At 59.6% G+C, this 23,639-nt stretch carries 18 protein-coding genes; 9 read left to right on the top strand and 9 right to left on the bottom strand.

What is annotated here, in order from left to right:
* Nucleotides 1-127: 127 nt before the first annotated feature.
* Nucleotides 128-1,657 (bottom strand): 2,3-bisphosphoglycerate-independent phosphoglycerate mutase, encoded by a 1,530-nt coding sequence (gpmI, locus tag F6R97_RS12760; RefSeq protein ID WP_315866631.1) that lies wholly within the window; start codon nt 1,655-1,657, stop codon nt 128-130.
* A gap of 417 nt (nt 1,658-2,074) precedes the next feature.
* On the opposite strand from gpmI, the gene F6R97_RS12755 reads away from it, so the two are divergent.
* Genes F6R97_RS12755 through secB form a run of 3 tightly spaced genes read left to right on the top strand, consistent with a single transcriptional unit; the run spans nt 2,075 to nt 3,285 of the window.
* Nucleotides 2,075-2,488 (top strand): rhodanese-like domain-containing protein, encoded by a 414-nt coding sequence (locus F6R97_RS12755; protein WP_038978558.1) that lies wholly within the window; start codon nt 2,075-2,077, stop codon nt 2,486-2,488.
* A 1-nt stretch (nt 2,489) separates the two neighbouring features.
* Nucleotides 2,490-2,744: a glutaredoxin 3 gene (gene grxC, locus F6R97_RS12750; RefSeq protein WP_018929204.1), complete on the top strand. Its 255-nt coding sequence runs from the start codon at nt 2,490-2,492 to the stop codon at nt 2,742-2,744.
* A 55-nt stretch (nt 2,745-2,799) separates the two neighbouring features.
* Nucleotides 2,800-3,285 (top strand): protein-export chaperone SecB, encoded by a 486-nt coding sequence (secB, locus tag F6R97_RS12745; protein WP_007897410.1) that lies wholly within the window; start codon nt 2,800-2,802, stop codon nt 3,283-3,285.
* A 164-nt stretch (nt 3,286-3,449) separates the two neighbouring features.
* Here secB and F6R97_RS12740 read toward each other — a convergent pair whose 3' ends face one another.
* Complete coding sequence (locus F6R97_RS12740) at nt 3,450-3,905, bottom strand: tRNA (cytidine(34)-2'-O)-methyltransferase (RefSeq protein WP_007949025.1); 456 nt, start codon at nt 3,903-3,905, stop codon at nt 3,450-3,452.
* On the opposite strand from F6R97_RS12740, the gene F6R97_RS12735 reads away from it, so the two are divergent.
* Nucleotides 3,904-4,344 carry a hypothetical protein gene (locus F6R97_RS12735; RefSeq protein ID WP_038978559.1) on the top strand — a complete coding sequence of 147 codons (441 nt, stop codon included), beginning with the start codon at nt 3,904-3,906 and terminating at the stop codon, nt 4,342-4,344. The genes F6R97_RS12740 and F6R97_RS12735 overlap by 2 nt on opposite strands.
* A gap of 630 nt (nt 4,345-4,974) precedes the next feature.
* On the opposite strand, the gene ntrC is transcribed toward F6R97_RS12735, so the two are convergent.
* From ntrC to glnA, 6 genes are all read right to left on the bottom strand, one after another.
* The gene (gene ntrC / locus F6R97_RS12730) at nt 4,975-6,411 is read right to left on the bottom strand and encodes a nitrogen regulation protein NR(I) (RefSeq protein ID WP_038978560.1); all 1,437 of its coding nucleotides are present in this window, start codon (nt 6,409-6,411) and stop codon (nt 4,975-4,977) included.
* Entirely contained in the window at nt 6,408-7,493 is a 1,086-nt protein-coding gene (glnL, locus tag F6R97_RS12725; RefSeq protein ID WP_038978561.1) for a nitrogen regulation protein NR(II), read from the bottom strand. Before glnL ends, ntrC begins: the two co-directional genes overlap by 4 nt.
* 423 nt (nt 7,494-7,916) lie before the next feature.
* On the bottom strand, nt 7,917-8,525 hold the full coding sequence (locus F6R97_RS12720; RefSeq protein ID WP_315866630.1) for a DUF4124 domain-containing protein: 609 nt from the start codon (nt 8,523-8,525) through the stop codon (nt 7,917-7,919).
* Nucleotides 8,522-9,037: a DUF4124 domain-containing protein gene (locus F6R97_RS12715; protein WP_048396055.1), complete on the bottom strand. Its 516-nt coding sequence runs from the start codon at nt 9,035-9,037 to the stop codon at nt 8,522-8,524. Before F6R97_RS12715 ends, F6R97_RS12720 begins: the two co-directional genes overlap by 4 nt.
* A gap of 101 nt (nt 9,038-9,138) precedes the next feature.
* Complete coding sequence (locus tag F6R97_RS12710; protein WP_048396056.1) at nt 9,139-9,687, bottom strand: chorismate mutase; 549 nt, start codon at nt 9,685-9,687, stop codon at nt 9,139-9,141.
* A 134-nt stretch (nt 9,688-9,821) separates the two neighbouring features.
* Nucleotides 9,822-11,228, bottom strand: a complete 1,407-nt coding sequence (gene glnA / locus F6R97_RS12705; protein WP_007907861.1) for a glutamate--ammonia ligase — start codon at nt 11,226-11,228, stop codon at nt 9,822-9,824.
* Between the two features lie 330 nt (nt 11,229-11,558).
* Between glnA and thiI the strand changes: the two genes are divergently transcribed.
* Nucleotides 11,559-13,013, top strand: coding sequence for a tRNA uracil 4-sulfurtransferase ThiI (thiI, locus tag F6R97_RS12700; RefSeq protein WP_008005335.1), 1,455 nt, complete (start codon nt 11,559-11,561; stop codon nt 13,011-13,013).
* A gap of 139 nt (nt 13,014-13,152) precedes the next feature.
* Entirely contained in the window at nt 13,153-14,973 is a 1,821-nt protein-coding gene (gene typA / locus F6R97_RS12695; protein ID WP_038978565.1) for a translational GTPase TypA, read from the top strand.
* A 217-nt stretch (nt 14,974-15,190) separates the two neighbouring features.
* Here the strand turns inward: typA and F6R97_RS12690 are convergent, their stop codons facing one another.
* Complete coding sequence (locus F6R97_RS12690; RefSeq protein WP_030129267.1) at nt 15,191-15,628, bottom strand: YkgJ family cysteine cluster protein; 438 nt, start codon at nt 15,626-15,628, stop codon at nt 15,191-15,193.
* Nucleotides 15,629-15,884: 256 nt separating this feature from the next.
* Here F6R97_RS12690 and F6R97_RS12685 point away from each other — a divergent pair, with 256 nt between their 5' ends.
* The 3 genes from F6R97_RS12685 (at nt 15,885) to F6R97_RS12675 (ending at nt 23,458) form a co-directional block, all read left to right on the top strand.
* Nucleotides 15,885-18,335 (top strand): glycogen/starch/alpha-glucan phosphorylase, encoded by a 2,451-nt coding sequence (locus tag F6R97_RS12685; protein ID WP_038978566.1) that lies wholly within the window; start codon nt 15,885-15,887, stop codon nt 18,333-18,335.
* Nucleotides 18,336-18,521: 186 nt separating this feature from the next.
* The gene (locus tag F6R97_RS12680) at nt 18,522-22,094 is read left to right on the top strand and encodes a DUF2339 domain-containing protein (RefSeq protein WP_315866629.1); all 3,573 of its coding nucleotides are present in this window, start codon (nt 18,522-18,524) and stop codon (nt 22,092-22,094) included.
* The gene (locus F6R97_RS12675; RefSeq protein WP_315866628.1) at nt 22,091-23,458 is read left to right on the top strand and encodes a DUF3999 domain-containing protein; all 1,368 of its coding nucleotides are present in this window, start codon (nt 22,091-22,093) and stop codon (nt 23,456-23,458) included. Before F6R97_RS12680 ends, F6R97_RS12675 begins: the two co-directional genes overlap by 4 nt.
* The last annotated feature ends 181 nt before the right edge of the window (nt 23,459-23,639 follow it).

Below are 23,639 nucleotides of genomic sequence, written 5' to 3'. Positions count from 1 at the left end.
CGGAAAACCAATGTGGGAGCGGGCTTGCTCGCGAAAGCGATGTGTCAGGCAACTTTGATGTCGACTGATACTCCGCATTCACGAGCAAGCCCGCTCCCACAGGGTTGACGGCGTTTGAGCGACCGGATTACACCAGAATCGAAGTCCCGGTCATCTCCGCCGGTTTCTCAAGCCCCAGCAACATCAGCATGGTCGGCGCGACATCCGCCAGCACGCCGCCATCACGCACCTTGAGATCACGCTTGCCGACATAGATGAACGGCACCGGCTCGGTGGTATGCGCAGTGTGCGCCTGGCCGGTGGTTTCGTCGGACATTTGCTCGACGTTGCCATGGTCGGCGGTAATCAGGGCTTCGCCGCCGACTTTTTCCAGCGCATCGACGATGCGGCCGACGCACAGGTCCAGGCATTCAACTGCTTTGACCGCCGCGTCGAATACACCGCTATGGCCGACCATGTCGCCGTTGGCGTAGTTGACCACGATCACGTCGTAACGCTGGTTTTCAATAGCATCGACGATGCGATCGGTGACTTCCGGGGCACTCATCTCGGGCTGCAAGTCATAGGTGGCGACTTTCGGCGACGGGATCAGGATGCGTTCTTCGCCCGGGAACGGTTCTTCGCGACCGCCAGAGAAGAAGAAAGTCACGTGGGCGTACTTCTCTGTTTCGGCGATGCGCAGCTGCGTCTTGCCGTTTTTCGCCACGTAATCGCCCAGCACGTTGTCCAGGCTGCTTGCGGCGAAGGCCGACGGCGCGGGGATGCTGGCGGCGTATTGGGTCAGCATGACGAAACCGGCAAGCGCAGGTTGGCGAGCACGTTCGAATTCCTTGAAATCGTCTTCGACGAACACGCGGGTCAGTTCGCGGGCGCGGTCGGCGCGGAAGTTCATGAAGACTACGGCGTCGCCGTCTTCGACTTTCACTGGCTCACCGATGCTGGTGGCTTTGACGAATTCGTCGCTTTCGCCACGTTCGTAAGCGGCTTGCAGGCCTTCCTGTGCAGTGGCGGCATTGAATTCGCTGTTGCCATCGACAATCAGGTTGTAAGCCTGGGATACGCGGTCCCAACGGTTGTCGCGGTCCATGGCGTAGTAGCGGCCAATGATGCTGGCGATCCGGCCTTTGCCGAGGGCTTCGAAGGTCGCGTCCAGCAACTCGATCGACGACTGGGCGCTTTTCGGTGGCGTATCACGGCCATCAAGGAAGGCGTGCAGGTAGATTTTTTCGGCGCCGCGCTTGTAGGCCAGTTCAGCCATGGCGACCAGGTGGTCCTGGTGGCTGTGAACGCCGCCATCGGACAGCAGGCCCATGAAGTGCACGGCTTTGCCGGCAGCAACGGCTTTATCCACCGCGGCGCAGATGGTCGGGTTCTCGAAGAACTCGCCGTCGCGGATCGCTTTGGTCACGCGCGTGAAGTCCTGATACACCACGCGGCCGGCGCCAAGGTTCATGTGACCGACTTCGGAGTTGCCCATCTGGCCGTCCGGCAAGCCGACGTCCATGCCGCTGCCCGAGATCAGGCCGTTCGGCACGGTGGCCCACAGGCGGTCCAGTACGGGCTTCTTCGCCGCATAGATGGCGTTGGATTCAGGGCTCTCACTGTGACCGAAGCCGTCGAGAATAATCAGGACCAAAGGTTTAGGCGTGGTAGTCATGGATTCCACTCGTGGCTGAATTAAAAGAGGCGATGGAAAAGGGAGTGGCAAGTTTAGGACGTGTTGACCCTCAATTGCGAGTCGCGTTTGCCCTGTGAGCGTGCCAGGCAAGGCGCGGGACGTGGGTAAGGGTTGTTTCCTTGCCAAGTCCTGCAACGCAGCATGGCGCGCTCACAGGGCAAACCCGGAGGGCCACGCCCCGTAAAGCGCAACCCGTCGTTATTCGTCGTTCATTTGAAACGCCAAACCTCACTCCTCATGCCTAGTCTTGCGATTTACGGGGCGCGGCGCGACTCGCAATTGAGGGTCAACACGTCCTACAGCTAAGTTCCGGCGCCGTCACCGCCGGACGGGGTTTGGCCCACCATAGTGGCTGTGTATACTGGCCGACATTTTAACGCCCTGGAACCTCCTTCGATGGTTGCTCACCTGATTGAATTTGCCACTAACCACTATTTGCTCGTCGGTATCTTCGTCGTACTGCTGGCGTTGCTGATCGCTTATCAGATGCAAGGCGGCGGCCGCAGCCTGAGCACCGGTGAACTGACCGGGCTGGTCAACAAAGACGCAGGCGTGGTGATCGACATCCGTCCGATCAAGGATTTCACCGCCGGTCACATTGTTGGCGCGTTGAACATTCCTCACGACAAACTGACCGCTCGCGTCGGCGAACTGGAAAAGCACAAGGCCAAGACTATTATCCTGGTCGACGCCATGGGCCAGACTGCCGGCACTCATGCTCGCGAGCTGATGAAGTCCGGCTTCACCGCCGCCAAGCTGTCCGGCGGTATTTCCAGCTGGAAAGCCGACAATCTGCCGCTGGTGAAGTGATATGAACAACGTCGTCGTCTATTCCAGCGATTACTGCCCTTATTGCTCGCGAGCCAAGTACCTGCTCGAGAACAAAGGCGTAGCCTTCGAAGAGATCAAGGTCGATGGCAAGCCGCAGGTGCGTGCCGCGATGGCTCAGAAAGCCGGACGAACGTCCGTGCCACAGATCTGGATCGGCAACACCCACGTTGGCGGCTGTGATGATTTGTTTGCCCTGGAGCGCGCCGGCAAGCTCGACGCCATGCTCAAGGCCTGACTGCCCTACTTGAAATAGCCAACCCTACAAGACCCGAGATCAGAAAGGATCTGAGATGACTGACCAACAGAACACTGCAGCTAGCGAAGAAGAAACCGCACCGCAATTCTCCTTGCAGCGCATCTACGTACGTGACTTGTCCTTCGAAGCCCCGAAAAGCCCGGCGATCTTTCGCCAGCAGTGGGAGCCGAGCGTCGGTCTGGATCTGAACACTCGCCAGAAGGCTCTGGAAGGCGACTTCCATGAAGTTGTGCTGACTCTGTCGGTCACCGTGAAAAACGGTGAAGAAGTGGCGTTCATTGCTGAAGTGCAACAGGCCGGGATCTTCCTGATCAAGAACCTGGATGATGCTTCGATGAGCCACACCCTCGGCGCGTTCTGCCCGAACATCCTGTTCCCGTACGCTCGCGAAACCCTGGACAGCCTGGTGACCCGCGGTTCGTTCCCGGCCCTGATGCTGGCCCCGGTGAACTTCGACGCGCTGTACGCACAAGAGCTGCAACGCATGCAGGCGGCTGGCGAGACTCCAACCGTTCAGTAAAAAGAAGCTTCGTTTGCTCCATGAAAAAAGCGCCGTTGAAGGCGCTTTTTTCATGGAGCAAACGAAACCTTCGAGTAGGAGCTGCCGAAGGCTGCGATCTTTTGATCTTAAAAATCAAAATCAAAAGATCGCAGCCTTCGGCAGCTCCTACGGGGGCGTGTCCCTTACTTGAACCCGAGCTGGCGCCAGCCTTCATACACGGCGACGGCCACGGTGTTGGACAGGTTCAGGCTGCGACAGCCTTCGCGCATCGGCAACCGCAGGCGTTGTTCGCCGGGCAGGGCGTCGAGCACTTCGGCCGGCAAGCCACGGCTTTCCGGGCCGAACAGGAAGGCATCGCCCTCGGCGAAGCTGGCGTCGTGAAATGGCCGCGAGCCCTTGGTGGTAAAGGCGAACAACCGTGGATGACCGAGGCTTTCCAGGCAGCTGGCGAGGTCCGCATGTCGTTGCAGGGTGGCATACTCATGGTAATCGAGGCCGGCCCGACGCAGACGCTTGTCGTCCATCTCGAAGCCCAGCGGTTCGATCAAATGCAGGTGGCAGCCACTGTTGGCGCACAGCCTGATAACGTTGCCGGTATTCGGCGGAATTTCTGGTTGGAAAAGGATGACGTGAAACATGCACGGCTCCGAAGGTAAAGATGACGGGCATTCTACGCCGCCAAAGGACCCTCGTTCGAAACTATTCCCGCGAGTGATGGCTTCGCTGGCGATTGTCGGGGTGATGGTGGGCCTGATGATCGGTCGCCTGACCGCGCCTGAGCCCAGCGTTTTAGAGCAAGTCGAGGTGACGAACGATGGGCTGGTGGTGTGGTTCAACAACGAACCCAAAACCCACGGTGAGCTGGTTGACGGCAGCGTGGCGCTGTTGTTCGAGGCTGAAGGCAAGGCGCAAAAAGGTCAGCTTAAGCTCAACGGCAAGGACGTGAACTGGCGAACGCGGTTGAGTGATGGGGGGTTGTTGCTGACGGTGGTGGCGGCCCGTCCGCTGCAGGGCGAATGGGCCGGTAGCGAGGTCGATGACCGCTGGCGGCTGGAGATCCATCTCCGAGAGCAATAAAAGAGGGAATCCCCGGCCTGCCTGTACCAAGGTCCCCAAAACGGGAGGGCTCGCGCATTGCGTCGTGAGCCCGGTGTAAAGAGGGAATCCCCGGCCTGCCTGTACCAAGGTCCCCAAAACGGGAGGGCTCGCGCATTGCGTCGTGAGCCCGGTGTAAAGAGGGAATCCCCGGCCTGCCTGTACCAAGGACCCCAAAACGGGATGGGCTCGTCGCAATTGCGGTATGAGCCCGGTGTAAAGAGGGGAATCCCCGGCCTGCCTGTACCAAGGTCCCCGAAACTGGGTAGTGAACTGAATCACTGAATGGACTGTTGCAGGGGGCGTGCCAGTTTTTGACAAGTTGCAACAGAAAGCCGTATAGCAGCGCTGAAAGCCCCGTCATTCGGGGCTTTTGTGTTTTTTCGATATGGATTTTTCTGCAGATGACGGCGGGGTTTTGGATAGGGCGTTATGCGCGATTGCGGTTCATGGTGCCTTACTGCGGTGCATTGAGCCCCTAAAAGCATCGCGGGCAAGCCCGCTCCCACATGGATTTGATGTCAGCCACAAAAAGACGGGCTTGGCACAAATCCTGTGGGAGCGGGCTTGCCCGCGATTGGATCTTGCGGTCAACGAAGAGCTAAAGGGTGTTTAACCCTCATCCCCCTCATCATCATCCCCGCCATCAACCTTCATCCCCAATTCCTTTATCTTGCGCGTCAGGGTATTACGTCCCCAACCCAGCAAAACGGCAGCGTCGCGGCGGCGGCCGGCGGTGTGTTTGAGGGCGGTCTCGATCATGATTCGCTCGAAGGTCGGCACGGCACTGTCCAGAAGACTCGACTGACCGCGAGCCAGCGCCTGATCAGCCCACTGACGCAACGCTTGCTCCCAGTTGGTCACCGGCGCCGAGTCCTGCGGCAGGCTCAGCAGCTCCGGCGGCAGATCGCTGATGTGCACTTCGCGACCCGAAGCCATCACAGTGATCCAGCGGCAGGTATTCTCCAGCTGACGCACGTTGCCTGGCCACGGCAGGTTCTTCAGGTATTCCTCGGTTTCGCTTTTCAGCAGCTTCGGTTCCACCGCCAGTTCTTGCGCGGCGCGGCTGAGGAAGTGCTTGGCCAGGGTCGGGATGTCTTCGCGACGGTCCGACAGCCGTGGAATGTGGATGCGGATCACGTTGAGGCGGTGGAACAAGTCCTCACGGAATTTTCCGGCATGCACCAGGGTTTCCAGATTCTGGTGAGTCGCGGCGATGATTCGCACATCGACCTTCACCGGCACATGACCGCCGACACGGTAGAACTCACCATCCGCCAATACCCGCAGCAAGCGAGTCTGGGTATCCGCCGGCATGTCGCCGATTTCATCGAGGAACAGCGTGCCGCCATCAGCCTGCTCGAAACGTCCGCGACGCAGGTTGGCCGCGCCAGTGAAGGCACCTTTTTCATGGCCGAACAGTTCGGACTCCATCAGATCCTTGGGGATCGCCGCCATGTTCAACGCAATGAACGGCGAGGCAGCCCGTGGGCTGTGACGGTGCAACGCGTGGGCCACCAGTTCTTTACCGGTACCGGATTCGCCATTGATCAGTACGGTGATGTTGGAGTGGCTCAAGCGCCCGATGGCGCGAAACACTTCCTGCATCGCCGGCGCTTCACCGATGATTTCCGGGGTGCGGGTCAGGGCGACCGGGACTTCCAGGCCTTGCTGTTCCTGAGCGTGCTGGTTGGCGCGCTTGACCAGTGAAACCGCTTCGTCGACATCGAACGGCTTGGGCAGGTATTCGAAAGCACCGCCCTGATAGGACGCGACAGCGCTGTCCAGGTCGGAGTGCGCGGTCATGATGATCACCGGCAACCGCGGGTGTTGTTCGCGAATCCGTGCCAGAAGGTCCAGACCGCTGGCACCCGGCATGCGGATGTCGGAGATGATCACGTCCGGCTGCTGGCGCGCCAGGCGGCTCATCACGCCATCGGCGCTGTCGAAGCTTTGCGTGGTCATGCCTTCCTGCTGCAAGGCTTTTTCCAGGACCCAACGGATAGAACGGTCGTCATCGACGATCCACACGGTTTCACTACGGCTCATGTCGATGTGGCTCCTTGTTCCAGTGGCAGAAAGATCGAGAACGTGGTGTGGCCTGGATGGCTGTCACATTCGATCAGGCCCTGGTGCTGGCTGATGATGTTCTGGGTAATGGCCAGGCCGAGCCCGGTACCGTCCGGGCGGCCGCTGACCATGGGGAAGAAGATGGTTTCTTGTAGCTCGGCGGGGATCCCCGGGCCGTTGTCGATGATTTCGATCTTGGTCACCAGGCGATGGCGCACGTGGCCGATGGTGAACTGGCGCATGGCGCGGGTACGCAAGCTGATGCGGCCAAGGCGCAGCTCATTCTGGCTGCTGATGGCCTGCATCGCGTTGCGCACGATGTTCAGGACGGCCTGAATCATCTGTTCGCGATCAATCAACACATCCGGAATGCTTGGGTCGTAGTCGCGCACCAAAGTGATGCAGCCCTGACTTTCGGCCTCCACCAACTGACCCACGCGCTCCAGCACTTCATGGACGTTGCACATGGCTAATGACGGCAATTTGTTGGAGCCGAGCATGCGATCCACCAGATTGCGCAGGCGATCGGCTTCTTCAATGATGACGTTGGTGTAATCGCGCAGGCTTTCTTCCGGCAATTCACGGGCGAGCAACTGCGCCGCGCCGCGAATCCCGCCGAGAGGGTTTTTGATCTCATGGGCGAGGCCGCGTACCAGCATCTTGCTGGTCTCCTGCTTCGACAGCTGCGCCTCTTCCTTGGTGATCCGCAACAAGCGGTCACGCGGGTGAACCTCCAGCAACAGCAGCGTAGCGCCATTGCTCAGGATCGGCGTTACCGCATAGTCGACGGTCAGGGTCTGGCCGGTGAGGGCGGTGAGCATCGCTTCGCGCTTGGTGAACGGGTGCGCCTGCTCGACTGCCTGGCGCAGGGAGTTCAGCGCTTCGGTGGACTCGGTGAACAACTCGCTGATGAACTGCCCATGGCTACGCTGGCCGCTGATGGCCAGCAGCATCTCCGCCGCCGGGTTCATGTACTCAAGGCGCAGTTCGGCGTCGAGCAGAATGGTGGCGGTGGTCAGGTTGTCGAGTAGCAAGCGGTGTAGTGCGTCGCTAATGGTCATCAGGACCTCTTTTGGAGCAGGGCATGCGCATGAATAACGCGCCGATACGGGGAAAATGCAAAAACCAAACCAAGGCTCCGAAAAGAAGCGTTTAGAGCCTGAAACAGGCGTTTGACGCTCATTTGCGTGGCGTTCTGCCAGCTTTCGCGGGTACTTTCGAACCAAAATGGGTTGTGATGTGAGTACTGTGCACTCTATTGCACCAATATAGTGCGCAAACCTGAACGAAGTTAGAAGAAGGGCAGGACGGTGGAAAGGCCAGTTCAAGTGCAGAGCCGGTGGCGAAGAAATTTGAGCGACGGGAATCCTGTGGGAGCGTGGCTTGCCCGCGAAGAATGCACCGCGGTTTTTCAGGTATTGCGCGTCATCGTTCTTCGCGGGCAAGCCACGCTCCCACAGGTTCTGCGCCTTAACAGACTGGCATCAGCGCCAGAAGGAGCTTTCTTCTTCGGGTTTGTCTTTGAGGGGGCATTCCGGCCGTTGGCCGTAGTCGGTAAGGATGCAGGGTTTGACCTGACGTTTCTGCGCGAGGGAAATGCGCTGCATGTGGAAGGGTTGATTGGCCGTGCGTTCGACGGTGCGGCCCTGTTCGTCGAGGATTTCCACCGACAGGTGATGGCTGCCGCGGTCGATGTTGCTCAGGGCGAACACCGGGCTCGGGCCGGGCTCGGCGGTGGGTTGGCCATCCAGCAGCAAACGGTAGCGATGACCCTGTTGCAGGCCGGGTTCGCTGGTAACGCTGACGATCAATTCACCGGCTGTGCTACGGATCGTGGCATCCGGGTCCGGCACCAGCACACGAAGCATGTCGTAATGAAACAGGGGTTTGGCCTGGTTTTTCGCGGCCGTCATTGGCCCGGCGCCGCTCGGGTTGGCCGACATTCGATTGCTGGTCGCCAGTGGTACACGCTTGGCATTACGGGTGCCCGGCTGATCGGTGAAGACCCGATTGCCCTGGGCGTCGATGTAGGTAAAAACCTCGGCCATGGCCGGCAGGCTGATCAGGCAGGCGACCAATAGCCAGAACCTCAAGGCTTATGCACCCGTTGTACGGTGAAGGTCACGGTGGGGCTCTGCTGCACGACGTTTTGCCCGTCGATCACCTGAACCGCGAGGCGGTGTTCGCCACGGTCGATGTTCACCAGTTGCAGAATCGGTACGTTGCTCGGCTGGCCGTAGGGTTGATCGTCCAGTAACAGCCTCAATCGATGAGGGTCTTGCAGGCGCGGTTGGATCAATACGCTGACGGTGAACGTGCCGTTGTTGGCGCGCAAGGCTTCTTCGGTGGGCAAACCGCTCAGCTCAAGGACCTGATAGGCGCTGCCGGGCTGTTCACGGCTACTGGCTTGCGCAGGTGCTACAGGTTCGCCCGATGGCTGGCGCTCGATACTGTTGAGCGGTGGCAACTCCACGGGTTGAGCCTTTACGCCATCGGGCGGTTGATTGCTGTAGGCGGTGTTGCCGTTGGCGTCGGTGTACTTGTAGATCTGCGCGGCGGCGGGCAGGGCGATCAGCACAAGCAGGCATAACAACAATGAGCGCATTGCAGGCTTCCATTGGCCGTTGGGCAAGTGTCCGGCCCTGTTCCGTTCATGACGACTAAGCGCTGAGCATAGAGCACTTCAGCGCACGTCGGCAGTCAGGCTCAGCGGCTGGCGCTGCACAACTCAGCGGTGGCGCGTACTTGGGCGAGTTCGCGCAATGGCGCGTGGGCGCCGGTTTTATTGGCCTTGGCCAGCCAGGCCGGGCACTGCGGGTCGTTGCGATAAGGGCTGAAATCGGCCAGTTGTTGCAGCAGGCGTTTTTGTAACTGATCAAGTTGTGGGCGGATCTGCCCGACGAGATCGGGGCGAGGGTCGTTGGGCGCCTTGCCTTGCGCGTGCCAGTCAGACAGGTGCGCGTATTGCACCAGTTTGTTGGCCTCGATCTGCGCCGAGAAGAACTGTTCGACGGCTTCGTTGCTCAATTTATAGGCAGGTGCCAGGGCGACAGCGCCGGCAATGACTTCGCGCTCGCGCTGCCGGTCTTCGACCGGTTTGCCGCTGTCCCATTTGCTCAGCGCGACCTGATCGGCAATTGCCAGGCGTTCGTCGATGGTGCCAAGCAGCGGGGCGAGGGCGGCAGGTGCCGGGCTGGCAAAAGCGCTGTTGGCCAGCAGGGCGGTGAGCAGGGCAAGGCATGGGCGTAGGTGCATGGGGCATCTCGGCTTTATCGGATGAAGGCCATGATGCACGCAACCGGGCATCCGATGACAGACGGTCGCCCATAAAAAAGGCCTCCCGAAGGAGGCCTCTCTTTTGTCACGCCGCGTAGCGCGGCGCTACCGGATCAGCAGCTGTAGTACAGCTCATATTCCAGTGGGTGTACGAAGGTACGAACCTTGATTTCTTCTTCGCTTTTCAGGGCGATGTAAGCGTCGATGAAGTCGTCGCTGAAAACGCCGCCTTTGGTCAGGAACGCACGACCTTTGTCCAGCTCTTCCAAGGCTTCTTTCAGGCTGCCGCAAACTTGTGGGATCTCTTTCGCCTCTTCAGGCGGCAGGTCGTACAGGTTTTTGTCAGCTGCGTCGCCAGGGTGGATTTTGTTCTGGATGCCGTCCAGGCCAGCCATCAACAGTGCAGCGAAGCCCAGGTACGGGTTAGCTGCTGGATCCGGGAAGCGAGCTTCGATACGGCGAGCGCGAGGGCTGGACACGTAAGGAATACGGATCGAAGCCGAACGGTTGCGAGCCGAGTAAGCCAGCATCACTGGCGCTTCGAAACCTGGGACCAGACGCTTGTAGGAGTTGGTCGACGGGTTGGTGAAGCCGTTCAGAGCCTTACCGTGCTTGATGATGCCGCCGATGAAGTACAGAGCGGTGTCGGACAGGCCGGCATAGCCTTCGCCAGCGAAGGTGTTCTTGCCATCTTTGGCGATGGACAGGTGAACGTGCATGCCCGAACCGTTGTCGCCGTACAGAGGCTTAGGCATGAAGGTCGCGGTGCGGCCGTATGCGTCAGCAACGTTGTGTACGCAGTACTTCAGGGTTTGAACTTCGTCAGCCTTGGCAACCAGGGTGTTGAACTTCACGCCGATTTCGTTCTGACCGGCAGTCGCCACTTCGTGGTGGTGAACTTCGATGACCAGGCCCATTTCTTCCATGGCGTTGCACATGGAGGTACGGATTTCGTGGTCGTGGTCGAACGGCGGAACAGGGAAGTAGCCGCCTTTGACGCCCGGACGGTGGCCTTTGTTGCCGCCTTCCACGTCCTGGTCGGACATCCACGAACCTTGTTCGGAGAAGATTTTGAACATCGAACCGGAGATGTCGGACTTGAACTTCACTTCGTCGAAGATGAAGAACTCAGGCTCTGGACCCACGAATACGGTGTCGCCGATACCGGTCGACTTCAGGTATTCCTCGGCACGCTTGGCGATCGCACGTGGGTCACGGTCGTAGCCTTGCATGGTCGAAGGCTCGATCACGTCGCAAACCAGGATCAGGGTCGGCTCTTCGGTGAACGGGTCGAGAACGGCAGTGCTGTCGTCCGGCATCAGGATCATGTCGGAAGCTTCGATGCCTTTCCAGCCAGCGATGGAGGAACCGTCGAACATTTTGCCTTCTTCGAAGAAAGCTTCATCCAGCCCATCGCGAGCCGGCATGGTCACGTGGTGCTGAGTGCCTTTGGTGTCCGTGAAGCGCAGATCAATCCACTTGACGTCATGATCTTTGATGAGTTGAACCGACTTCGACATAGTGTCCTCCGGGTGGCTTCGGGCTTAGTAGTGGATGCCCTTAGAATGTGGGTGATGCCGGCGCGAATACTCTGCCAAGGCAACCTGCCTCACAAGGGAGCAAATTGCATGCCAGTGCCCCACCATGGGTTTTTTGCCCCAATATCACGCTTATAAAGGTGCAAAGCCTCGAAAAGCGCCAAACCTCGCCCTGTAATGTAGCGTTGAATTCCATAAATGACCTGTTTTGGTGCGCGCAAAACCTTCTGCACATTAACTGGTTAAACCTTGAGCAATTTCCGCTATAATCCGCGCCCCCCTTTTTCGGCTGGCCCAGCGCGCGCTGTTTTCATGAAACTAATCGTAAAAGTCTTCCCCGAGATCACCATCAAGAGCCGCCCGGTACGGATGCGTTTCATCCGCCAGTTGGCCAAAAACATCCGTACCGTGCTCCGCGATCTGGACCCGGCTGTGGTGGTGAACGGTGTGTGGGACAATCTCGAGCTGGAAACCCGCGTCAGCGAGCCGAAAGCCCTGAAGGAGATGACCGAGCGCCTGAGCTGCATGCCGGGCATCGCGCATTTCCTGCAGGTCGATGAATACCCGTTGGGCGACTTCGACGACATCGTCGCCAAGTGCAAGCAGCATTTCGGTGACGCCCTGGCCGGGAAGATCTTTTCGGTGCGCTGCAAGCGTGCCGGCAAGCACGAATTCAGCTCCATGGACGTCGAGAAATACGTCGGCAGCCAACTGCGTCGTCAGTGCGGTGCCGCCGGAATCTCGCTCAAAGAGCCGGAAATCGAAGTTCGCATCGAAATTCGCGACAAACGGTTGTTCGTGATCCACAGCCAGCACAACAGCATCGGCGGTTATCCGCTGGGTGCCCTGGAACAGACGCTTGTACTGATGTCCGGTGGCTTCGATTCCACCGTCGCCGCCTACCAGATCATGCGCCGCGGGCTGATGAGCCATTTCTGCTTCTTCAATCTGGGCGGACGTGCCCACGAACTGGGCGTCATGGAAGTCGCGCACTTCATCTGGAAGAAGTACGGCAGCTCCCAACGCGTGTTATTTGTCAGTGTGCCGTTCGAGGAAGTACTGGGAGAAATTCTCGGGAAAGTCGATAACAGTCATATGGGCGTAGTTTTGAAGCGTATGATGTTGCGCGCTGCTTCCCGTATTGCCGATCGGCTGGAGATCGAAGCGCTGGTTACCGGCGAAGCGATTTCCCAGGTGTCGAGCCAGACGTTGCCAAACCTGTCCGTGATCGACTGCGTGACTGACAAGCTGGTCTTGCGACCGCTGATCGCCAGTCACAAGCAGGACATCATCGACCTGGCCAACGAAATCGGTACTGCCGATTTCGCCAAGCACATGCCGGAATACTGCGGGGTCATCTCGGTGAACCCAAAGACCCACGCCAAGCGTCCGCGCGTGGAGCATGAAGAGAAAGAATTCGACATGGCAGTACTCGAGCGTGCGCTCGAGAACGCCAAGCTGGTGCCGATCGATCGCGTGATCGACGAATTGGGCCAGGATTTGCAGATCGAAGAAGTCAGCGAAGCACTGGCGGGCCAGATCATCATCGACATCCGTCACCCGGATGCCGCTGAAGACGAGCCGCTGGAACTCGCTGGCATTGAGGTGCAGACGATGCCGTTTTATGCATTGAACGCTCGTTTCAAGGAACTGGACCCTACTCGCCAGTACCTGTTGTATTGCGACAAAGGCGTGATGAGTCGCCTGCATGCCCACCATTTGCTCAGTGAGGGGCATGCCAATGTGCGCGTTTATCGACCGAGCTAAGTGCCCGGGGCTGTTTGCCTGTGGCCTGCGTCACCGGCCCCCCGACGCCGCCGTCAAGCTGTAACGGCTTTGCCGGACTCTACTGTAAATCGCTGCCAAGACTTGTCAGCACACCGAATCCTCTGATCGAGATACACAAGTGATCGAAAATCTACGCAACATCGCCATCATTGCTCACGTTGACCATGGTAAAACCACCCTGGTAGACAAACTCTTGCGTCAATCCGGCACACTGGAGCGCAACGAGCTCAACGACGAGCGCGTGATGGACTCCAACGACCAGGAGAAAGAGCGCGGTATTACCATTCTGGCGAAAAACACCGCCATCAACTGGAACGGCTTCCACATCAACATCGTGGACACCCCGGGCCACGCCGACTTCGGCGGCGAAGTTGAACGCGTAATGTCGATGGTTGACTCCGTTCTGCTGCTGGTTGACGCTCAAGACGGCCCTATGCCGCAAACCCGTTTCGTGACCAAGAAGGCTTTCGAAGCCGGCCTGCGTCCAATCGTGGTTATCAACAAGGTTGACCGTCCAGGCGCGCGTCCGGACTGGGTTCTGGACCAGATCTTCGACCTGTTCGACAACCTCGGTGCTACCGAAGAACAGCTGGACTTCAAAGTCGTCTACGCCTCGGCCCTGAACGGCATTGCCGGTCTGGAACACACCGACATGGCTGAAGACATGACTCCGCTGTACCAGTCGATCGTCGACAACGTACCTGCGCCGAAAGTCGACCGTGACGGTCCGTTCCAGATGCAAATCTCCGCTCTGGACTACAACAGCTTCCTGGGTGTTATCGGCGTTGGCCGTATCGCTCGTGGTCGCATCAAGCCGAACACTCCGGTTGTCGCTATCGACGCCGACGGCAAGAAGCGTAACGGTCGTATCCTGAAGCTGATGGGTCACCACGGCCTGCACCGCATCGACGTTGAAGAAGCAGCTGCCGGCGACATCGTCTGCATCAGCGGCTTCGACCAGCTGTTCATCTCCGACACTCTGTGCGACCCACTGAACGTCGAAGCGATGAAGCCGCTGACCGTTGACGAACCAACCGTTTCCATGACCTTCCAGGTAAACGACTCGCCTTTCTGCGGTAAAGAAGGCAAGTTCGTCACCAGCCGTAACATCAAGGAACGTCTGGACAAAGAACTGCTCTACAACGTTGCTCTGCGCGTTGAAGAAGGCGACACCGCCGACAAGTTCAAAGTCTCCGGCCGTGGTGAGCTGCACCTCTCGGTACTGATCGAAACCATGCGTCGCGAAGGCTTCGAAATGGGTGTTGGTCGTCCGGAAGTAATCATCCGCATGGTTGACGGCGTCAAGCACGAACCGTACGAAAACGTGACCATCGACCTGCCAGAAGAATCGCAAGGTTCGATCATGGAACAGATCGGTATCCGTAAAGGTGACCTGACCAACATGGTTCCGGATGGCAAGGGCCGTGTGCGCCTTGAGTACAACATCCCGGCTCGTGGCTTGATCGGTTTCCGTAACGAGTTCCTGACCCTGACCTCCGGTGCAGGCATCCTGACCTCGATCTTCGACCGTTACGACGTGATGAAGTCCGGCGACATGTCCGGCCGTCAGAACGGCGTGCTGGTTTCGGTGGCTACCGGTAAGGCGCTGACTTACTCGCTGGAAACCCTGCAAGCTCGCGGCAAACTGTTCCTGGGTCACGGTGAAGACGTGTACGAAGGTCAAATCGTCGGCATCAACAGCCGCGACAACGACCTGGGCGTCAACCCAACCAAAGGCAAGAAGCTGGACAACATGCGTGCTTCGGGTAAAGACGAAACCATCGCTCTGGTTCCGCCTATCCGCTTCACCCTGGAGCAGGCTCTGGAATTCGTTCAAGAAGACGAATTGTGCGAAGTCACTCCTAAGTCCATTCGTCTTCGTAAGAAGATCCTGGGCGAAAGCGAGCGTACCCGCGCTGCCAAGAAAGCTGGTAACTGAGTTTCGACTTAGTTAGCGCTTAAAAAAAACGCCCCCGACCGCAAGGTCGGGGGCGTTTTTGTTTGTCTGGGGCTTGTGCGGTGTCAGTTCGGGCCCCATCGCGGGCAAGCCCGCTCCCACAGTAATTTGTGGTGTTTACATAATCTATGTTCGGCGCTGAACCCTGTGGGAGCGGGCTTGCCCGCGATGAGGCCCTGTCAGACAGCGGGATTCTGGATCAGAACTTATCCAGCGTCCGAGGATTGCTCTCGCGCACCACTTCTTTGGGCTTGTACGCGCAATACCCCGGCCGCGGTCCGATCTTCGGATGGTTGCGGCAGGTGTCCGGGCGCTTATCATAAATAGTGCACAGACGGCTCTTACGATCCAGGTACAGGCAATCGTTGTTGCTCATGCGCTGAAGGGTGAAGATCTCGGACTTCTGGTTATAGCGTTCGACGATCCCTTCCTTCTGCAAACGCTTGGCGATGTTCTTCGGCGGATCGCCACGCTCGAACTCATCGACGATGCCGATACGGATCAGATCCTTGATCTTGACCTCGACCGGCAAGGTGCAGCAGCTGGACACGCAGGAACCGCACATCGGGGCAGAGTACTTGGCCCAGGTATCGAGGCGATCGATCTCCGCGGCGGCGATCAGGTTGGGCTTCATCATCGGTTGTTACCAGCGTGTGCATCAGGGCGCGCGATCATACCGGGACTGGTGGATTTTTGAACAACCTTTCGCCCGATTTTTTCACTTGGCGCAAAATAATCCCTGTGTCCGGCACGGCCCCTGCATTGTTTCTGGCACGCGACAACGTAATGTCGATCTATCTCGCACTAACAGGGAAAACTGCCGAACCAGAGTCTCAATGGTCTGTCAGACCGACTAGGCTCAGACAACTTCACGCTCGCTCGAGGTCTTATCGATGACTCAAGAACCACTTGTTCGCGAAGCAGAGGTGGCCGCATTCCGCGACGCCGTCTTGACCAAGCTTACCTACGCGGTGGGCAAAGACCCTGATCACGCCTTCGACCACGACTGGTTCGAAGCCATCGCCTTGGCGGCGCGCGATCACATGGTCGAGCACTGGATGGACCACACCCGGCAGATCTACCGTAAAGGCCAGAAACGGGTCTATTACCTCTCCCTTGAATTCCTTATCGGCCGCTTGCTCTACGACAGCTTGAGCAACCTCGGTCTGCTCGATGTGGCTCGCGAGGCCATGACCGAACTTGGCGTCGACATCGAGCGCATCCGTCTGCTGGAACCCGATGCGGCTCTGGGCAACGGAGGCCTCGGGCGCCTGGCGGCGTGCTTCATGGAAAGCATGTCGACCCTCGGCATCGCTGGCCATGGTTACGGCATTCGTTACGAACACGGTTTGTTCCGCCAGGCCATCGTCGACGGTTGGCAGCAGGAGCAGACCGAACACTGGCTGGATTTCGGCAACCCGTGGGAGTTCGAGCGGCCGGAGGTCGCCTACCCGATCGGCTTCGGCGGCAGTGTCGAAACCGTGACCGATGAAAACGGCAAATCCAGGCAAGTCTGGTCCCCGGCGGAAACCGTGCGGGCCATTGCCTATGACACCCCGGTGGTCGGTTGGCGCGGCGCGAGTGTCAACACGCTGCGACTGTGGCGTGCCCGGGCCATGGAAGATTTACACCTGGAGCGCTTTAACGCTGGCGACCACTTGGGCGCGGTAGCCGAAGTGGCCCGGGCCGAAAGTATCTCCCGCGTGCTCTACCCGGCGGATAGCACCGATGCCGGTCAGGAACTGCGCCTGCGTCAGGAATACTTCTTCGTTGCCGCATCCCTGCAGGATTTGCTGCGCCGCCATCGCAACATGCACACCTCGGTGCTGACCCTGGGCGATCACGCGGCCATTCAACTCAACGACACTCACCCCTCGATCGCCGTCGCCGAGTTGATGCGTCAGTTGGTCGACGTTTATGACGTGGCGTGGGATGCGGCGTGGCAGGTCACCGTCGACACGCTGTCGTACACCAACCACACGCTGTTGCCGGAAGCGCTGGAAACCTGGCCGGTCGGTTTGATGGAGCGGATGCTGCCACGGCACATGCAGATCATTTATTTGATCAACGCCCAGCACATCGACTCATTGCGGGCCAAGGGCGTTCACGATTTCGACGTGTTGCGTGCGGTGTCGTTGATCGAGGAAGACAACGGTCGACGCGTGCGCATGGGTAACCTGGCATTCCTTGGTTCTCACAGCGTCAACGGCGTTTCCGGCCTGCACACGCAGCTGATGCGCAGCACGGTGTTCTCCGAACTGCATAAACTCTATCCAGAACGGATCAACAACAAGACCAACGGTATTACCTTCCGCCGCTGGCTCTATCAAGCCAACCCGGAGTTGACCTCGATGATGGTCGACGCCCTCGGCCCGGATATGCTGGATAACCCCGAAGAAAGCCTGATAGGGCTGGAACCGTTTGCCGAAAAGACTGCATTCCGTAAACAGTTCGCCGAGCAGCGGCTGCACAGTAAAAAAGCCCTGGCGTACCTGATTCATGAGCGGCTGGGGATCGCGATCAACCCGGCGGCGATGTTCGACGTGCAGGTCAAGCGGATCCACGAATACAAGCGTCAGTTGCTCAACCTGCTGCACACCGTCGCGCTGTATCAGGCGATTCGTGCCGAACCGGAAATCGACTGGGTGCCGCGGGTGAAAATCTTCGCCGGCAAGGCGGCGGCCAGTTATCACCAGGCCAAGTTGATCATCAAGCTGACCAACGACATCGCCCGGGTGGTCAACAATGACCCGACCGTGCGTGGTTTGCTCAAAGTGGTGTTCTTGCCTAACTACAACGTCAGCCTGGCCGAAAGCATCATTCCGGCGGCGGACTTGTCGGAGCAGATTTCTACCGCAGGCTTCGAAGCCTCAGGCACCAGCAACATGAAGTTCGGCCTCAACGGCGCGCTGACCATCGGTACCCTGGACGGGGCCAACGTGGAGATGTGCGAGCGCATCGGTGCCGAACATATGTTCATCTTCGGCCTGAGCGCCGAGCAAGTGGAGGCGCGCAAGTTCAACCATGAGTTCAACGCGGCACCGGACATTGCCGCCTCCCATCGACTCAACGACGTGCTGCAAGCGATTCGCGGCGGGGTGTTCTCACCGGACGATCCGTCCCGCTACACCACACTGATCGATTCGCTGGTGGACTATGACCGCTTCCTGGTCTGCGCCGATTTCGACTCCTACTGGCACGCTCAGATGCGCGTCGAGGCTCATTGGCACGACTCGAAAGAATGGTGGCGCTCGGCGGTATTGAGCAGCGCGCGGATGGGTTGGTTCTCGTCCGACCGGACCATTCGCGAGTACGCCACGGATATCTGGAAAGCGTTGGAGTAAGTCTTCGACCGGCTCGATATACTGGCGCGCCGGAAAAGATCGCAGCCTTCGGCAGCTCCTACGGTCAGCGTTCACCTAACATTGTGGTGAACGCGGTCGTTGTAGGAGCTGCCGAAGGCTGCGATCTTTGCTGTACGGGCTGCGCTAATCTTTCTGGATTGGCCAATGCGCTTAGGGATATCGACCATGCAATGGATGTTCATGCTGATTGGGCTGCTACTGGGCTGGCTACTCGATGAGTCGTTCAGCGATGCGCTGTTGGGCGCTTTGCTCGGGCTGGGTATCGGCCAGGCAATCCGCATCAGCGGCTTGAGTACTCAAACCACCGAGCAGAGGCGCTTGCTCGATCAAGCGCAGGTTGCGCTGAATGCGGTCGAGCAGCGACTGGCGTTGCTGGAAGTGTCGGGCGTCAAAACACCTGAAGCCAGCGAACCGGTTCCATCCCCTGAAATCATTCTCGAGCAAGCCCCTGCCGCAGCCCCGGAGCTGATCTGGGAGCTACCGCCCGAACTCGAACCCATCACGGCGGCCGCCGCCAAAACGAGTCGTCCGCTGCCCGATGATCTCTGGAAACCCGAACCGGTCGCCCGCGAACCACAACAACCGGCAGCACCTCGCGGCCCGAACTTCATCGAACGCGCCATCAGCGGCGCACGCAACTGGTTGTTCGGCGGTAATACCGTGCTGCGGGTCGGCGTGGTGCTGTTGTTCCTCGGTCTGGCCTTCCTGTTGCGCTACGCCACTGAAGGCATGGTGGTGCCGGTCGAGTTGCGTTACGCCGGTGTCGCGGCGTCGGCCTTGGGCCTGCTCGCGCTGGGCTGGTGGTTACGCCTGCGCAACAGCAATTATGCGTTGATGCTGCAAGGCACCGGGATCGCGGTGTTGTACCTGACAGTATTTGCCGCGATGCGTCTGCATCCATTGCTCGACCCCACGGCTGCACTGGGACTGCTGGTGGTGGTAACAGTGTTCTCGGCGATTCTCGCCATTACCCAAAACGCCTTGGGCTTGGCCGCCGCTGCCGCACTGGGCGGTTTCGCCGCGCCGATCCTGACCTCCACCGGCGCTGGCAACCATGTCGCGTTGTTCAGCTACTTCGCCTTGCTCAACACCGGCATCCTCGCCATCGCGTGGTTCAAGGCCTGGCGGCTGCTTAACCTGATCGGCTTTGTCGGCACCTTCGGCATCGGGTTGGCCTGGGGGCTGCGTTCCTATACGCCGGAATTGCTGTGGAGCACCGAGCCGTTCCTGATTCTGTTTTTCCTGATGTACCTGGCCATCGGCCTGTTGTTCGCCCGGCGCAAGCTGCTGGAAATGAGCGACGCGCCCGAGGACGATAGCCGCGATGGACTGCTGCACTGGTCGGCGCGCAAGGGTGATTATGTCGACGGCACGATGTTGTTCGCACCGCCGCTGGTGGGCTTCGGTTTGCAGTTCGCGCTGGTGGAACATCTGGAATTTGCCGCCGCTTTCAGCGCCTTGGCACTGGGCATGATTTACATGGGCCTGGCCCGGTTGCTGATGGGTGGTCGAGCGCTGTTGTTGGCGGAAACCTGTTTGGCACTTGGCGTGATCTTCGCCAGCCTGGCAATTCCGCTGGGGCTCGATGCACGTTGGACCGCAGCCGCCTGGGCGGTGGAAGGCGCGGGGATTTTCTGGCTCGGCCTGCGCCAACAACGACCGCTGGCGCGAGCCTTTGCCTTGCTGCTGCAACTGGGCTCGGCACTGGCCTTTCTCAGTGAGCTGCGGATCGGCGAGAGCAGCCTGGTCGATGGCGCTCCGCTGGGGGCGTTGATGCTCGGCGTGGCGCTGCTGTTCAGCTTCTATCAATTACGCAAAGCGTTGCCTGAACAGGCGTCGCAGTGGGAGCGCCAAGCACTGCCGGTGCTGGCCTGCCTGGGGCTGACATTCCTTTATCTGCTGGCGCCACTGTTCTTCTTCACCCATGGCACGGCGATCAGTTGGGCGCTGGCCGGGTTGGCGACGCTGTTCGTCGGCCTGCGCCTGCAATCGAGGACGTTCCTGTTCACCGCGTTCGCCGTGCAACTGCTCGGCGGTGCGTTGTTCCTGTTGCGGCTGCAAGGGGCGGGTGGTGAGTCGGTTGCGGTGTTCAGTGCCGGTTGGAGCGGTTTGCTCAGTGCGTCACTGATCGGGCTGGCATTGATCGCCGGGATGTTGCTGGCGGCCCGCGACGACATGGTGCGCAGCGACGTGCGTTTGCTGCGCGGCTTGTCAGTGGTGTTGCTGGCCGGTCTGGTGCTGATCAACCTCGCCGTGTTGTTTGTGTTGCCATGGCAAACCGCGAGTGCGGTGTGGGCCGCCAGTGGTTTGTTCATCATCTGGCTGAGCCTGTACCTGAAGCAGCGCGTGAGTTTTGTCTTTGGTCTGCTGTTGCAGGTGATCGGTGGCGCTGCGTTCCTGTTCGCCGGGCCGGATCTGCTTGGCCCGCTGCTCAGCGAAGGGTTGCGACCGCTGGCGCATAGCGGTTTCTGGACGCCGCTGGTGCTGGGGTTGGCCGCATTCGTCGGGGCTTGGCGTTTGCAGGTCGGCAACCATGCTTCGGCCTTCGATGGGCTGAGTCTGCAACGCTTGTCCGAAGTGTTGCTGGTGTGGGGCGCGGGTTGGTGGGCGCTGGCGTGGGTCAGCGAAGTGCTGCGGTTCGCACCGTTGAATCTGCAAGCCACTTTGTTGCTGGCCGTCGCCGCCGTGAGTGTCGCGCTGTGGACGGTATTGGCACTGCGCCTGAAGTGGTCGTCGCTGGGCTTGCTCTGCACCTTGCTGATTCCCGCGGCCGGTTTGGTGTTGCTCGCTGCCTGGCATTCGCGTTATCACCCGGCCGCCAACTTCGGCTGGCTGGTTTGGGCTGCGGTGTTTGTCGTGCATTTCATCTCCCTGCGGCGCCTGGCGCCGACGCTGCCTGCAAGCGCCCTGAGCACCGCTCATGTGCTCGGCTGCTGGCTGTTGATCGGCGTGCTGGCCCTGGAGCTGCGTTACGGCTTGCTGCTGTTGTCGGAGCAGTACAACGCCTGGCGCTGGTTGGGCTGGGCGATTCTGCCGAGTCTGTATCTGGTGCTGATGGCCGCGCCGCGTGCGTGGCCATGGCCGGTGTCGGAGTATTCCCGCGAGTACCGGGTCTATGCCGCTGCGCCGTTGGCGTTGTTGATGCTCGGCTGGTTCTGGCTGGCGAACATCGCCAGTGACGGCACCGCCGAGCCGTTGCCATATGTGCCGCTGATCAACCCGCTGGAACTGGGCCTGCTGTTTGCCCTGTTCGGCGTTTACGTCTGGTCTCGCAGCGCCGTGACGCAACTGGCGATTCGCAAGGATTACGCCGATAACGCCACGCAAGTGATTGCCGGGGTTTCGCTGTTCGTCTTCTTCACCGCACTGGTGATGCGCACGGCTCACCATTGGGGTGGTGTGCCGTACGCGCTGGATCTGCTGCTTGGGTCGATGTTGGTGCAGGCTGGCCTTTCCATTGTCTGGACCCTGATGGCCCTGAGTCTGATGATCGGTGGGCATCTGCGCCATCGCCGCGAAGTCTGGCTGATTGGCGCGGCGCTGATCGCGTTGGTGGTCGCCAAGTTGTTCTTCGTTGAATTGAGTAACCGCGGCGGGCTGGCGCGGATCGTGTCGTTTATCGGCGTTGGCGTGTTGCTGTTGGTGGTGGGCTATTTCGCTCCGTTGCCGCCCAAACGTGCCGAAGCTGTGCCGGATGTTGAAAAACCGGCCCCTGAAACCGAAGGAGTGTCGTCTTGAGTCAGAATCTGAACCTGGGCTGGTGGGGGGCTGTGGTGTTGGGTGTGACACTGTCGGCCGGCGCGCAGGAAAAACCGGCGGACTTTGCCACGCAGGTGCCGTTGTCGGTGAGTGGCGAAGGCCCGTGGTATCGCCTGGAATTACCCTTGGGCGTGCAGTTGAAAGCGCGGCAAACCGATCTCAGCGATCTACGCGTGTTCAACGCCGCCGGTGAGCCTCAGGCTTATGCTCTGGCCCGAGAGCCCGCGCAGACCCGCGAAAACCGCACACTGAACGACGTGAAGTGGTTCCCGTTGTACAACTCGGCGGATGCCACCGAACGCGCGCCGAGTGTGCGCGTGCAATCGAACACCAACGGCACGTTGATCGAAGTGCAGCCGTCCAGCCAGTTGGAGGCGGGCGAAGAGGAGCTGCGCGGCTGGTTACTCGATGCCAGTCGAATCAAGGCGCCGTTACAGCAATTGATCCTTGACTGGACCAGCGATCGCGACGGTTTCCAGCGTTTCAGCATCGAAGCCAGCGACGATTTGCAACATTGGCAGTCATGGGGTGAAGGGCAAGTGGCGCGTCTGACGTTTGCCGACGAGCGGGTCGAGCAACATGAAGTCGGCCTGCCGGGGCAATCGGCGCGTTACCTGCGCTTGCTCTGGAGTTCACCGCAATCGGCGCCAGTGCTGACGTCGGCGCAACTGGAAAGCACCAACCCTCGCACCTTGCCGCTGCCATTGGTCTGGTCGCAACCGTTGGCTGGCACCAGCGTGAAGGCTGGTGAGTACATCTGGCAATTGCCGATGGGGTTGAACGTCCAGCGCTTGCAGATCGAGCTGAATCAACCCAACAGCCTGGCACCGGTGACATTGTCGGGACGCCGGGAAACCAGCCTGCCGTGGCAAACGCTGACCAGCGGTTTGCTCTACCGCTTGACCCAGAATGGTCAGGACGTGGTGCAGAACGAATTGCAGCTGCCGGGCCAGACCGTGCAGCAATTGAAGCTGACGGTGGATGAGCGCGGCGGTGGCCTGGGCGCCGAAGCGCCGACCGTCCGATTTGCCGTGCGCTCCACGCAACTGGTGTTCCTGGCGCGCGGGGGCGGGCCTTATACGTTGGCGCTGGGGAGTGCGACGGTGAAGGCGGCGAGCTTGCCGTTGTCGACGCTGATTCCGGATTACAGCGCTGCGAAGCTGGCGGCGTTGGGCAAGGCGACCGTGGAGGGTGGGGGCGTGGTGACGCCGGCGGCGACCGTGCCAACGGCGGCGGACACGAACTGGAAGAAATTCGGGTTGTGGGCGGTGCTGTTGCTCAGCGTGCTGTTTTTGGGGGCCATGGCGTTCAGCTTGCTGCGCAAGCCGGTTGTTAAGTCCTGAGGATGGCTGGCGCTACACGCCATTCGCGAGCAAGCCCGCTCCCACACTGGATCTCGGTCGTACACAAATGTTGTGTACGCTGAAGATCTACTGTGGGAGCGGGCTTGCTCGCGAAAGCGGTCTATCCGCCACAAAAAAACTCAATCTGCCACTGATCCACAAGCCACATCGGCCCCATTTC

Origin of the sequence: Pseudomonas sp. JV414, from assembly GCF_032424305.1 — a bacterium.
Taxonomy (GTDB): Bacteria; Pseudomonadota; Gammaproteobacteria; order Pseudomonadales; family Pseudomonadaceae; genus Aquipseudomonas; species Aquipseudomonas lini.
The sequence above is the reverse complement of the archived record's forward strand: the minus strand, read 5'-3'. Positions and strand labels throughout refer to the sequence as shown.